The sequence below is a fragment of the Pedobacter sp. genome, assembly GCF_041645105.1.
Taxonomy (GTDB): Bacteria; Bacteroidota; Bacteroidia; order Sphingobacteriales; family Sphingobacteriaceae; genus Pedobacter.
Map to the genome: position 1 here is coordinate 165205 of NZ_JBAZQQ010000007.1, position 14320 is coordinate 179524.

Sequence of the window (14320 nt, forward strand, 5' to 3'; positions counted from 1 at the left end):
AATATTTTGAAGAAAAAGTTTATCGGTTTTTGTGCCATTTTGTTATCAGGTTGTTTGTTGACTGCAGTTGGACAGGACAAGCATTTTGATGCGAACGTGGTATGGACAAGTCAGAGTGAGAATTCATCAGGATCTATGCCTTGTGGTGCGGGGGATATTGGGTTAAATGTTTGGGTGGAAAAAGGAGAGGTCTTGTTTTACATTTCTCGGAGTGGAACCTTTGATGAAAACAATACTTTATTGAAGCTTGGACGTGTAAGATTAAAACTGAGTCCGAATCCTTTTGAAGAAGGAAGTAACTTTAAACAAGAACTGGTTTTAAAAGAAGGTTATGTTAAAATTACTGGTAATAAAGCTGGATTGAATACTGAAGTAAAGGTATGGGTTGATGTATTTAACCCGTTAGTTCACTTAGATATAAAGAGTAATCAGAAGACCTTTGCTGAAGTTGGATTTGAAACCTGGAGATATGAAGACAGGTTGACCAAGGGTAAAGAAAACAATCAGAATTCTTATAAATGGGCTCCACAGGGGGAAGTAAAAACCTTTAAGGATAGTATTGCAGTTAAAAACAATGCGCTGGTGTTTTTTCATCAGAATAAAGAATATAGTGTATTTGATGTTACAGTAAAGCAGCAAGGTCTGGAAGAACGTAAAGGAGAATTGTTTAATCCCTTACGCCATTTGATTTTTGGAGGCTTGCTACAAGGAACAGGTCTGGTACCAGCAGGCGCTTATACTGGAAATTACGCAGGAACTCCTTTTAAAGGATGGAAGTTTAAAACTGAAAAAGCAGAAAAAACAACAGCTTTTTCTATCACACTGCATACTGAGCAAACGGTTAGTCTGGCAGACTGGGAGCACAAATTATTTCAATCTGCATCCCTTGCCGCTAAAAATAAGAATGCATTTGAAGAGAGTAAAAACTGGTGGAAAAACTATTGGAACCGCAGTTTTATCAATATCAAAAGTACTGAAGAACCATTAGCAGCAGAAATTAGTCGCAATTACCAGTTATTTCGATACATGTTAGGAGCAAATGCTTTTGGTACTTACCCTACTAAATTTAATGGAGGGTTGTTTACCTATGATCCCGTGTATGTAGACTCTACTTTAAAATTTACACCTGATTTTAGAAATTGGGGTGGTGGTACGCATACTGCCCAGAACCAACGACTGGTGTATTGGCCGATGTTAAAGAGTGGCGATACCGATATGATGCGTCCGCAGTTCGATTTTTACACGCGTTTAATGCGCAATGCAGAGATCAGAAGCGAGTTTTACTGGGGACATAAGGGTGCAAGTTTTACTGAGCAGTTAGAAAATTTCGCTTTGCCTAATCCTGCAGAATACAATTGGAAAAGACCTGCTGATTACGATAAGGGCATGGAATACAATGCCTGGCTGGAATATGAGTGGGATACGGTATTGGAGTTTTGTCAGATGATGCTGGAAACTGGAAGTTATGCAGGTAAAGAAGTGAAGGAGTATATTCCCTTTATAGAAAGCTGTTTAAGCTTCTTTGATGAACATTATACCTACCTCGCAAAAAAGAGGGGAAGCAAAGCATTGGATGCTAATGGTCATTTGGTTTTGTATCCAGGTTCGGCTGCAGAAACCTATAAAATGACTTATAATGCAACTTCAACTATTGCAGCTTTAAACACAGTATTAGGTAGCTTACTAAAACAAAAGGATATCACACAAAGTCAAAAGGAAAACTGGACAGCGATGCTGAAACGGATTCCACCAATGAGTTTTCAGGAGTTTAATGGGCATACCACAATTGCGCCGGCAAAGCTTTGGGAAAGAATAAACAATACCGAAAGTCCGCAGTTATATCCTGTTTATCCCTGGGGAATATATGGGATAGGAAGACCAGGATTGGATACGGCTATCAATACCTTCAATTACGATACGGATGTACTTAAATTTAGAAGCCATGTGGGCTGGAAGCAGGACAATATTTTTGCTGCAAGATTAGGTTTAATTAAAGACGCTAAAGAATTGATTTTAATGAAGTTAAAAGATTCAGGTAGGAGATTTCCAGCATTCTGGGGACCAGGTTTTGACTGGGTGCCTGATCACAACTGGGGTGGATCTGGAATGATAGGATTACAGGAAATGCTTTTACAGAGTCATGAGGATAAAGTCTATTTGTTTCCTGCATGGCCAAAGGAATGGGACGTACATTTTAAACTACATGCCCCACAACAAACGGTGATTGAAGGGGTATTTAAGAATGGTACGCTGGAAAGTTTAAAGGTAAGCCCGGAATCAAGAAGAAAAGATGTAATAAACCTATTGAAATAGATTTACGGCAACGATTGCGTATTTATTTTGTCCGTTTTACTAAAAACACTGTTTAAAACTGTGTAGAATTGTATTTAAACCAATATAAGACAACGAGTATGATGAAAACGAAATCCCTAATATTAAGCTTGTTCGCGCTCACAACTGTATTTCAGTCTAATGCACAAGCGCCTGCGACTAATGTAAAGCCTTTATCAGATCAAATGGCTGCAACTGTTATGGAAGTGTGGAAGGAAAGGTCAAAAAAATGGTCTTATGATGATGGTGTAGTTCAGGATGGAATGACTGAAATATGGAGAAGAACCGGAAATGCAGATTATTTTAAATATGTCCAGAGACAAATGGATAAGTTTATTTCTGATGATGGTGTAATTGATACCTATAGTACGGATCATTATAATATTGACCATTTAAAAAATGGTACTGTATTATTGTCGCTTTATAAAGTGACAGGACAGCCTAAGTATTTTAAAGCAGCAACTTCGCTTTATGATCAGTTGAAAAAACATCCACGTACAAAAGAGGGTGGTTTCTGGCATAAGCAAATTTATCCATATCAAATGTGGTTGGATGGTTTATATATGGGACAGCCATTTTATGCTGAGTACGCTAAATTGATCAAAAACGAAGCCGCTTTTGATGATATTGCCAATCAGTTTATCTACATGGAAAAGCATTCCAGAGATCCTAAAACCGGATTGCTTTATCATGGATGGGACGAATCAAAAGAACAAAAATGGGCTAATCCTAAAACAGGATTGTCACCGCATATCTGGGCAAGAGCAATGGGCTGGTATGCCATGGGATTGGTTGATGCCCTTGACTATTTTCCTAAAGATCATCCAAAGAGAAAAGAGCTGATTAATATTTTAAATCGTTTAGCTGTTGCCATTAAAAGTGTACAGAACAACAAAACAGGGGTATGGTATGATATTCTGGATCTTCCAAATGAGAAAGGGAATTATTTTGAATCATCGGCATCTGCCATGTTTGTTTATTCAATTGCTAAAGGTGTGAGAAAACAGTATTTACCAGCTTCTTTTTTTGCAGTGGCTGATAAAGCGTATAAAGGAATGCAGCAGGAGTTTGTTGAACAGCGTGCTGAAAATATGATTAACCTTAAAGGTACAGTTAGTGTATCTGGTTTAGGTGGTAAGCCATATCGTGATGGTAGTTTTGCTTATTATATGAGTGAAAAGGTGATCACCAATGATCCAAAAGGTGTTGGAGCATTTTTAAAAGCAATTAATGAAATGGAGATTGCAGCTATGCCTAAACCGGGTTTGGGTAAAACTGTAATGTTGGATTCTTATTTCAACAATGAGATGAAAAAAGACCAAAGTGGAAATGAAGTTTCATGGCACTATAAATGGGAAGAAAAGTCTAACCCAGGTTTTGCCATGTGGGGAGAGCAATTTGACAATGCAGGTTTTAAAACTTCAACATTATATGCTGCTCCAACTGCTTCAAATCTTAAAAATGCTGATGTATACATTATTGTAGATCCTGATACGGAAAAGGAAACACCAAAACCTAATTTTATTGGGGCTAATGATATTAAAAATATCACTAACTGGGTTAAAGCTGGTGGTGTATTGGTGTTGATGGGTAATGACATAGGGAACTCAGAATTTGATCATTTTAATCAACTGGCTACCAACTTTGGAATAGTGTTCAATAAAGACAGCAAAGGAAGGGTAGTGGGGAATCAGTTTGAAATGGGGAAAGCGATAGTTCCTGCAGATAACGAGATTTTTAAGACGGCAAAACAACTATACATCAAGGAATACAGTACTCTAAAACTGGCAGCGCCAGCAAAAGCTGTATTTAAAGATAAGGATGGTGATAACATGATGGCTGTTGCTAAAATTGGCAAGGGTACGGTGTTTGCAATCGGCGATCCATGGTTGTACGATGAGTATGTAAATGGAAGAAAATTGCCTGCAGTATACGATAACTTTAATGCAGGTCAGGATCTGATCTATTGGATCAGCAAACAATTGAAGAAATAATATTAAAATGAAGACATTAGTTTGCACTACACCGGGAACATTTGATTATATCACAGGGGAGAAGCCTGTATTAACTCCCGGTAACGCAATTATAAAGATCAAAAGAATAGGCATTTGCGGCACCGATTTACATGCTTTTGAAGGAACTCAACCATTTTTTAGCTATCCAAGGGTATTAGGACATGAACTTTCTGGTGAGTTGCTGGAATTTGATGGGGCGGAAGGTTTTGAAAAAGGAGAAAACGTTACGTTTATCCCGTATTTTAACTGTGGCGTATGTATCGCTTGTCGTAGTGGTAAACCAAATTGCTGTACCGATATTAAAGTTTGTGGTGTACATGTAGATGGCGGAATGGTCGAATATCTTTCTGTTCCTTCGCATATGTTGATTCATGGAGAAGGCTTAAGCTTTGATGAACTGGCATTAGTTGAGCCACTTGCAATTGGTGCCCATGGTGTTCGTCGTGCTGACATCCAAAAAGATGAGTTTGTATTAGTGATTGGTGCAGGGCCTATAGGCCTTGGTACAATGGAGTTTGCGAGAATTGCCGGTGCAAAGGTAATCGCACTAGATATTAATAATGAACGCTTAACTTTTTGTAAGGATAAGTTGAATGTGCCATATGTAGTAAATGCTATGGCTCCGGATGTGTTAGAGCAATTAAAAGACATCACGGGTGGTGATATGCCTTCAGTTGTAATTGATGCTACTGGTAGCTTAAAAGCGATCAATAATGCGTTTCAATATATGGCACATGGCGCCAGGTTTGTTTTAATTGGATTACAAAAAGAAAATATATCTTTTAGTCACCCCGAATTTCATAAACGTGAAGCTACATTAATGAGTAGCAGGAATGCGACCAGACAGGATTTTGAACATGTGATCGCTTCCATGAAAGCTGGACAGGTAGAACCTACAACCTACATTACACATAAAGTTCAGTTTGAAGAAGTGAAAGATGAATTTCAAAGCTGGTTAGATCCTAAGAATGGAGTGATCAAGGCGATGGTTGAATTATAAATATTATTCCCCGCGCTCAGGCGGGGAATAATAAGATCATTAATTTTAATAACCATTGTTTCCAAAATCATTTCCATTTTGAATTGTATTCAGGAAAGAGAAAGGAATTGGTCTGTTATAATGTTTTGCTGGGTTAAAACTTGCAGCAGCCCTACGATTGTATTGCGCTAGGCGTGTCTCGAATGCTTTATGACGTTTCAAAAGTGCCCAGCGATTAAACTCACCACAAAGCTCTCTAGCATACTCATCAAATACATCATTCATTGTTGCTGATGCTAACATCATTCCCGTTCCAGCATTAAAGTCTGAGGGATTACGGCAAGCACGCTTGCGCAATTCATTTAAATATTCGGCAGCAGTAGCTCCACTTCCACCCGATTTAAGCGTCGCTTCAGCCGCAAGCAAATAAACCTCTGCCATACGCATTACCATGATATTACCAAGTTTTTGTTGGAAGTTACCACCTAACCATCCACCATCAAAATTGTGATTAAACTTACTTAAAGCCGGGAAAAGGTTTGCCATACTGATAGGGGTTAGTCCATTACCTGTAGGATCTTTGTATTTGGCACCTGTCGGATCTGTGGGATCAAAAAGATCGTCAATATTTACCACTGCATATTTGCGAAGCGCTTTCTCTGCAGGGGTTAGTGGGTCTTTACTTAAAAAGGCGAAAAATCTGTCTTCATCAACGTCCAGCGGGTATGGATGGACATTGGCATTTGAGACAGGAGCAACCAACGCTGATGTTAACCCCGTTGTTATGCCTTTTGGCCATATTTTAGGAATGTATTGCCAGGTTGCATTTTGTGAAGCATTTTTGGCATCCACATCCACATAAGGATAGATCTTTTGTCCAATGAATGCTGGATTAATACCATACTTGGTACATATTGCAGCCGTAAGTGTAACCGTAGCATCAGCATAAGCTACATTTGCAGGATTTGGCGGCCCTGCTGGTATACTTGTTTTTGCCTGTACACCTGAATAGTTTGTAAATGCTGTAACAAATGAATTTTCCCAGCGCTTATCGTAAGTGGCATTAAAGCAGTTGATCAGGTATTTTGTAGGTGCATTAAACGATTGGTTCAAGCGTCCGTAATAAGCATTGGATGTATTTGAGCCGGCAGCTCTCCTGAAAAGATCTGTGCCTGCACCAAATGTATTATCAAGTGAAGGATAATAAAGCAAATAAAGGTTGGGCTTATTATTACCGGTAAATGCATCGTATGAAGCGTTGTAAGGATTTAATCCGTATGCAGTAAATAAAACTTCAGCATTATTTCTATTGTTAGCAGCAGCAAATACCTGGGCAAAATCAGGATACATGCTGGCACCATAAGCTCCTTTATTTATAATCAGATCTTCAGCAACTTCTTTTGCCCTCAACCAGTAACTTTTTGTTCCCTCCATTAATCCTTCGCCACCTCCTTGTGCATAAGCTCTGGCAAGCAGGCCGAGTGCAGATTTTTTCGTTACGCGTTGAAGATTGCCCTGGTAAGGTGTCACTGGTAAATTCTGGGCCGCAGTTGTTAAATCAGCGATTATCTGTGTATAGATCTCAGCAACGCTATTACGTACAGGATTTAAGTTTTTTACCGGATCATCTGTTGTAATTAATGGAATTGGACCAAATTGAGCTACCAATACCGAATAATAATAAGCCCTCATTACCTGTGCTTCTGCTACCAGAATTTTAATATCTGCCGCATTTCCATCTTTTATCAGTGGTGCAAGCTGTATGGTTTTATTACAATCCTTTATTGAACCCCAGCCGTAGTCCCAAACATTGGTTACCAGGTTAAAATTATTGGTAAATTCTTCATAGGCCATAACCTGTCTGTTACTTACAGAATTTGTAGGTGATGTCCACAAATCGGTGCCAGCTTCAGATACGACCCCGTAAGGCATACTGATCAATGTACCCCAAAGGCCTGTATAAATGTTAGACTGAAATGATCTGAAACCATTAAAATCTCTGATTACCTCCTCTTCCGACAGCGCATTAGGGTTATATTCGTCTACCTTACATGATGGTACGCTCAATATCATAAATAAGCCTAATCCACATGTACAAAATACTCTCTTTATAAATTGATTTTTCATCTCTAATTTTTTATTTGTTATGGCTAAGGAAAAAAGTTCCTCGCTATTTATTATTTAACGATTAAAATGACACATTCAAGCCAAACACAAACTGTTTGGTCAATGGATAATCCATCACTCCATTCATTTCCGGATCATAGTCTTTTAATAAATGACTTTTAGTAATCACCAATGGATTGGTCAGGGTGCTGTAAAAGCGTACTTTCTGCATAGCAATCTTTTTTGCAATACTTTCAGGCAATGTATAACCCACAGTGATATTTTTGATTTTAAAGAACGATCCGTCTACATAACTCAATCCTGAAAATCCTGTCATACTTGTAGGAGATGAAAGAATATTCATTACAGGAAAGTCATTAGATGGATTTTCTGGTGTCCAGTAATTAAAGTGAGAAAGGAAAGTTCTTGGCGGACTGGCAACAGTTGCTAATGCACTTGGGTTATACCATCCCATCATCACGTAGTTGATGGTTTGCCCCCAACGCATATAAGAGTAAATTCCCAGATCAAAATTTTTGTATTTAAAACTGTTTTGGAAACCCAGTGAAAAATCAGGTGTATTGTGCCCTACAATTTGAAAGTCATTGTTGCTATAATTGTAGAGAGAAGTTGGAGCAGTTAATCCTGAATTAAATTTTTGCGCATCGGCGAGGTTAATATAATAATACTGGTTCGTACCTTCTTTCATAAATACCCCGTCAGCCAGTTTAACAATACCAGGAGTATTTACCTTTAAATCTCCTGGGCGTCTGCCGAATGCCCCTGCATCTGCTTCCTCACCAATTTGCCAGATTCCGTCAATTTTGTAATTTCTAAATGAAGCAATCGGTTCACCTATTGTCAAGGAATAATTTCCGGCTATACGGTTATCTCCTCCAGTTACATTGTTTGTAATGTTATTGGCAACACCGCCTGTTAACTTTAAAATTTTCTCATAATTACGGGAAAAAGCAATAGAAGAACTCCATTCAAAATTCTTGTTCACGATATTACGTGTATTCATGGTGAGTTCGAATCCCTTGTTGTTGGTCTTTGCTATATTGAGATAGGTTTTGTAAGGTGTATTACCAGATCTGTATGATCCATAAATAATTGGCGAGCTGATATCATAGATTACCCCATCAGTATTTGTATTGTAATAATCTATGGCCATATCAATACGATTATTAAACAAACCCAGATCCATACCAAGGTTTAAAGTTTTAGATTTCTCCCATCTCAGATCTGGATTCGTAATATATGGGGAATTGCGGTAAATAGGAATCAGCTCACCACCTAATGACATATTAGCTTGTTCAACAAACTCAGAAGAAGAATTAGGTGGAATGTAGGCAGTTCCAGCAATACCCCAAGTAGCACGAACCTTAAGGTTATTGATGTATTTTTTTAGACCTGCCATAAAGTTTTCATCAGAAACTCTCCAGCCGGCAGACATAGCCGGAAAATTATCCCACTGATTGGTTTCATATAATACCGAAGATGCATCTCTGCGTACTGAAGCAGAAAACAGGTACTTTCCTTTAAAAGCATAATTTATACGCCCCATCAAACCAAACGTCTTTTGCATTTCATAAGTTGATGTGGATGTAGAGTTTACATCACCTGTAAACCTGTACCATTTAAATTTGTTATTGGCCACGGCCTGGCTCATATCAGTTCTTGTAGTCTGCTTATGGAAAAAAGAACTAACACCGGTAAAGGTAAAATCATGATCGTCTCCAAGCAGGTAGTTATAGGTCAATACATTCTCCCACTGATACTCCTGATAACGGTTCTGAGTAATCTTTGCTCTTGCAATATTCGAATTTACATAAGTATAATTTACAGAACCCACCCCATCAAAACGATAGTTGTTTAAATAATCCATACGTACGCCACCACGACTTAAAATAGTTAGTCCCTTTATTGGTCTGATTTCTATATATGGATTAAAAAATACTTTTGTATTGTTATCTAAGTTTCCATAAACTCCTGGCTGATAGTCGAGTAGGAGATTGTACACATTGCTTCCCAGATCCGGATTTATAGATCCATCAGCTTTATAAGGTTGTACCAGAGGATCAGTAACAATAGCATTTTCCAGTTTGTCCTGAGCTTTATTTCTATTTACATATGAGGCTTGAAGATTAGCACCTATAGAAAGCCAGTTTCTAATCTTGTGATCCAGACGCATGCTTGTAGAGTAGAGTTTATAATCATCTCCAATATACTGACCTTTCTCATTATTTAAGTTAAATGAAACGTAAGCTTTTGTAGCATCTGTACCACCGGAAGCAGCTAAACTGTAGTTTTGTAAAGCAGCATTATCTCTCATAAAAATATCTGCCCAATTCACAAAATTGCCATCGTTAAACAGCGCATATCTGGCGTCGCCAAAAATTGCTTTATCATCTGCAGGTGACTTCCATTGCGGTGGACCAGTTGCAGGAAATCCATTTGCCGCTGCAACTGCAGTGGTCACCCATTTCCTGGTTGCACCATCGAAGTTATATTTGTAGGCCTCTCTTTTTGCATCCAGATACTGATCTTTAGTCAAGGCATCAGGAATAACTGACCAGCCATTATAGCCGTAATAAGAGTTGAAATCGATGTTTAATTTCCCTGACTTTCCACTTTTCGTGGTAATGATGATTACGCCATTTGCTCCAGACGCACCATACACTGCAGTTGAAGCCGCATCTTTTAAAATATCAATAGTTTCGATATCGTTGGGGTTTAAAGTAGCGTAATCACCTGGCAAGCCATTGATGATAAATAGAGGTGTACTATTGGCCTTAATCGACCTGTTTCCGCGCAACTGCAGATTAACACCTTCTCCGGCTTGTCCGGATGAGCGACTGATATCCAAACCGGCTACCCTTCCCTGTAACGATTCCATGGGGTTCGGACCTGGTCTGGCTGTGATTTCCTCTGATTTTACCGAAACCACAGATCCTGTGAGGTCACGTTTTTTGACTGTACCATAGCCAATTACAACCACTTCATCCAGGCCAGCTGTACCTTCCTTGAGCACAACATTTAGCGTTGTCCTGCCAGATGCTGCAATTTCCTGAGTTTCAAACCCAATTGAACTGAATACCAGCACTTCAGTGCCCAGAGGAAGGTTTAAACGGTAATTACCATTGATATCTGTACTTGTTCCCAGATTTGTTCCTTTTAATTTTACGCTTACGCCCGGTATAGCCTGCTGTTTTTCATCTTTAACAACTCCGGTAATTACAATCTGCGCATGCTGCTTGCGATAGAGATTTAAGCCTTTAACTGACGGATTTAATATTTCGGCGCTATAACCGGTGCCCGACAAGATCATAGACATTAGTAAAGGTGTCCAGACCTTCTTTAAGTTAAATGAATGGTTGGTTTGTAAAATTTGCTTCATTTATATTGAATTTTGGTTAGTAGTTCTATGAAAAAAACCAAAAAAAACATGAATACGGATATAGAATCAAAGAAAATGAAGTGCGGGCTTTAGGAATAACAGTCATTTTCACGTTTAATATTTGGTTACTCAAAGCTATTAGCAAATTTTATATTTTATTGTATAATGTTACCTAGTTAATGTATCATTTTATCATTATTAAAGAGGAGGATATGCTAAAAAAAGAAGCTGTATCATGACTTATGATACAGCTTCTTTTATCGACTTATTACAATGTTCAAGTTACTACCAGAACTTTACATATAATGCAGCAATGATCAATATAGTTACTACGATTAATGCCATAGTAGATGGTGCTACTTTAAACATTTCTTTATCTAACTCAAACGCTTTCGGATTAATTTTAGGACCTGCCATACTCACCCCAATCATAATCAACATGGTAAATGCAAAAGACAATCCCATACAAATATGGAATGGAATCTCATAACTGCCAGAACCATTAGGATAGGCCGTGTAAAGGAAAGTTTCATTTCCTAATATCCCTGGAGCCATTTCATTGAAGAATACCGATAGTAAGAAACCTGCAAGTACACCAGCAACGGCAGCACTCCCAGTAGTTCTTTTCCAGAACATTCCCAGAATGAACATGGCAAAAACGCCTGGACTAATAAAGCCCGTGTATTTTTGGATAAATGTAAAGCCACCTGCACTTCCGATACCTAAAAGATCATCCCATGTAAATAGGACAGCTAGAATCATTCCTACAAATACAGCTGCTCTTCCTACAAAAACCAGGTTTTTTTCGCCCGAACTTTTCGCGAAGTATTTCGAGTATATGTCTAAGGTGAAAATAGTCGAAATACTGTTAACCTTACCGGCTAATGAAGCCACAATAGCAGCTGTTAGTGCAGCTACTGATAAACCTTTAAGTCCGGTAGGCAAGAAAGTAAGTACTGCAGAATAAGCTCCATCTTTGCCGCCAATAAGTTGTGGCAAATGTCCACCTTCATATAAAACATATGCTGCAATACCTGGTAGCATTACAATTAAAGGCATTAAGAGTTTTAAAAATCCTGCGAACAAAATACCTGTCCTTGCAGTATGCAGATCAGCACCTAAAGCACGTTGTGTGATGTATTGGTTACAACCCCAGTAGTTCAGATTGATAATCCATATACCTGCAGCGTAAGACATGAGTCCAGGAAAAGTTAAGTATTTGTTGATTTCATTTTGACTTGACTCCGCAGTTGGCTCTGGTATAATCATTTTAAAATGCTCAGGAGCTTGCTCCATCAGTACGTTAAAACCAGCAAGCGCATTAGGACCAACGCCAAATTTTTGTCCTACAACAGTTAGAGCGATATAGGTAGTTACTAATCCTCCAAAAATTAAAACACCAACCTGGATTACATCGGTATAGGCAACCACTTTCATTCCGCCTAGTGAAATAACAAGGGCAAAAACAGCTAATCCAATCATGATTAAATGCAGATATTCGCCTCCCATCAATCCGTTAATTGCCACTGCGCCTAAATAAAGTATAGAGGTAAGGTTTACGAAAACATATAAAAACAGCCAGAAAACAGCCATAATTAAAGCAACAGATTCATTATACCTGGTTTTTAAGAACTGAGGCATAGTGTAAATCTTATTTTTAAGATAAACCGGGATAAACCATACCGCAACAATAATTAAGGCAATTGCAGCAATCCATTCATAAGCAGCTACTGCAATACCAAGGAAAAATCCTTCCCCACTCATTCCAATAAACTGCTCGGCCGAAATGTTCGAGGCTATTAGAGAAGCGCCAATTGCCCACCAGGTCAAGGTACCCTCGGCCAGGAAAAAGGCCTTGGCATCATGTTCGTCTTTTTTACGCTGGCGGTAAATATAATACCCATAGCCAGATACGACTAAAAAGTAGATGATGAAAACTACATAATCTGTAGTGGTTAAATTATTGTTCATTGCAGGTATATTCGATTATTTATAAAAAACTTCGTTCCATTGCAATTCATTTCTGAACTGATTGATTTTAGTATCTGCGCCGATGTTAACGTATTCGATACCTGCAATATTGGCAAAGTCCAATAGGTGTGAAGTAGTCAAATTCTGGCTGTATGCAGTATGATGGGCACCGCCTGCATAAATCCATGCAGCACATCCGGTTTTCATATCGGGAAGTGGTTTCCATAATACCTGAGCTACCGGAAGGTTAGGTAGTTCATGTTCAGGTTCAACTGCTTCAACTTCATTGACTAATAAACGGAAACGATTTCCCATGTCAATTATAGAAGCATTTAGTGCATTGCCTCCAGCTACATTAAAGATTAGTCTGGCAGGGTCAGCCTTACCTCCAATTCCTAACGGATGAACTTCCAGGCGTGCTTTTCCATTAGCCAATGAAGCATCAACTTCAAGCATATGAGAACCTAATACCATTGAATTTGCTGGATCGAAATGGTAGGTGTAGTCTTCCATAAATGCATTTGCACCGGGCAATCCAGCACCCATTACTTTACATGCTCTTACCAATGCAGCAGTTTTCCAATCACCTTCACCAGCGAAACCATAGCCTGCAGCCATTAGACGTTGAGCTGCAATGCCAGGTAATTGGATCATACCATGTAAGTCTTCAAAAGTATCACTGAAGCCTTTAAAACCACCATCTTCCAGGAATTTCTTTAAACCAAGTTCTATTTTAGCAGCTTCATATACAGAGGTATGTCTTGCTCCACCACGAAGAAGGTCTTCTGTCATAATATAAGTAGCCTCATATTCTGCAAGTAATTCCTGAATAGCAGCTTCAGGAATACTGTTAATTACGGCTACAAGATCACCGATTCCATAAGTATTTACCTCAAATCCGAATTTGAGTTCAGCTTCAACTTTATCACCATCAGTAACTGCTACGTAGCGCATATTGTCGCCAAAGCGAGCAAATTTAGCACCCTGCCAGTCATGCCATCCAGCTGCGGCACGCGTCCAGGTATCAATCTCACTAATAACTTCCGGATCCTGCCAGTGGCCAACCACAACTTTACGGTCCTTACGCATTCTGGTTACCATAAAACCAAATTCACGGTCACCATGAGCACTCTGATTAAGGTTCATGAAATCCATGTCAATCGTATCCCAAGGGATGTCTCTGTTAAACTGTGTGTGCAAATGCAGCAAAGGTTTCTGAAGAATATTTAAACCTCTGATCCACATTTTGGCAGGGGAGAAAGTATGCATCCATGTAATTACCCCTATACAGTTAGTACTTGAATTTGCCTGCTGAAGTGTTTGAAAGATCTCATCAGCAGTTTTTACAATTGGTTTGTATACCACCCGAACTTGGATAGGCTGAGCTGAATCTAATGATGATGCTACCTGCTGTGCATGTGAGGCTACTTGTTTTAATGTTTCTTCACCGTAAAGGTGTTGGGTACCGGTAATGAACCATACCTCTAAATCTTTTAAATTGATCATTATTTAATATCT

At 38.8% G+C, this 14320-nt stretch carries 7 protein-coding genes; 3 read left to right on the top strand and 4 right to left on the bottom strand.

What is annotated here, in order from left to right:
* Window positions 1–6 precede the first annotated feature (6 nt).
* From WC623_RS20405 to WC623_RS20415, 3 genes are all read left to right on the top strand, one after another.
* Window positions 7–2313 carry a DUF5703 domain-containing protein gene (locus WC623_RS20405; protein WP_372854574.1) on the top strand — a complete coding sequence of 769 codons (2307 nt, stop codon included), beginning with the start codon at window positions 7–9 and terminating at the stop codon, window positions 2311–2313.
* Between the two features lie 98 nt (window positions 2314–2411).
* Entirely contained in the window at window positions 2412–4325 is a 1914-nt protein-coding gene (locus WC623_RS20410; protein WP_372854576.1) for a glycoside hydrolase family 105 protein, read from the top strand.
* A 7-nt stretch (window positions 4326–4332) separates the two neighbouring features.
* A complete protein-coding gene (locus WC623_RS20415; RefSeq protein ID WP_372854578.1) occupies window positions 4333–5346 on the top strand; it encodes a zinc-binding alcohol dehydrogenase family protein in 1014 nt (337 codons plus the stop codon).
* Window positions 5347–5391: 45 nt separating this feature from the next.
* Here WC623_RS20415 and WC623_RS20420 read toward each other — a convergent pair whose 3' ends face one another.
* From WC623_RS20420 to araA, 4 genes are all read right to left on the bottom strand, one after another.
* A complete protein-coding gene (locus WC623_RS20420) occupies window positions 5392–7452 on the bottom strand; it encodes a RagB/SusD family nutrient uptake outer membrane protein (protein ID WP_372854579.1) in 2061 nt (686 codons plus the stop codon).
* 61 nt (window positions 7453–7513) lie between these two features.
* Window positions 7514–10831: a SusC/RagA family TonB-linked outer membrane protein gene (locus tag WC623_RS20425; protein WP_372854581.1), complete on the bottom strand. Its 3318-nt coding sequence runs from the start codon at window positions 10829–10831 to the stop codon at window positions 7514–7516.
* Window positions 10832–11116: 285 nt separating this feature from the next.
* Window positions 11117–12802 (bottom strand): sodium/sugar symporter, encoded by a 1686-nt coding sequence (locus WC623_RS20430; RefSeq protein WP_372854583.1) that lies wholly within the window; start codon window positions 12800–12802, stop codon window positions 11117–11119.
* Between the two features lie 15 nt (window positions 12803–12817).
* Window positions 12818–14308 (bottom strand): L-arabinose isomerase, encoded by a 1491-nt coding sequence (gene araA / locus WC623_RS20435; protein WP_372854585.1) that lies wholly within the window; start codon window positions 14306–14308, stop codon window positions 12818–12820.
* Window positions 14309–14320 lie beyond the last annotated feature (12 nt).

Bases quoted from the DNA above. Each gene is read 5' to 3' on its own strand.
- WC623_RS20410 (WP_372854576.1), top strand. From the start codon at position 2,412: ATGATGAAAACGAAATCCCTAATATTAAGCTTGTTCGCGCTCACAACT.
- WC623_RS20420 (WP_372854579.1), bottom strand. From the start codon at position 7,452: ATGAAAAATCAATTTATAAAGAGAGTATTTTGTACATGTGGATTAGGC.
- araA (WP_372854585.1), bottom strand. From the start codon at position 14,308: ATGATCAATTTAAAAGATTTAGAGGTATGGTTCATTACCGGTACCCAA.
- WC623_RS20415 (WP_372854578.1), top strand. From the start codon at position 4,333: ATGAAGACATTAGTTTGCACTACACCGGGAACATTTGATTATATCACA.
- WC623_RS20425 (WP_372854581.1), bottom strand. From the start codon at position 10,831: ATGAAGCAAATTTTACAAACCAACCATTCATTTAACTTAAAGAAGGTC.
- WC623_RS20430 (WP_372854583.1), bottom strand. From the start codon at position 12,802: ATGAACAATAATTTAACCACTACAGATTATGTAGTTTTCATCATCTAC.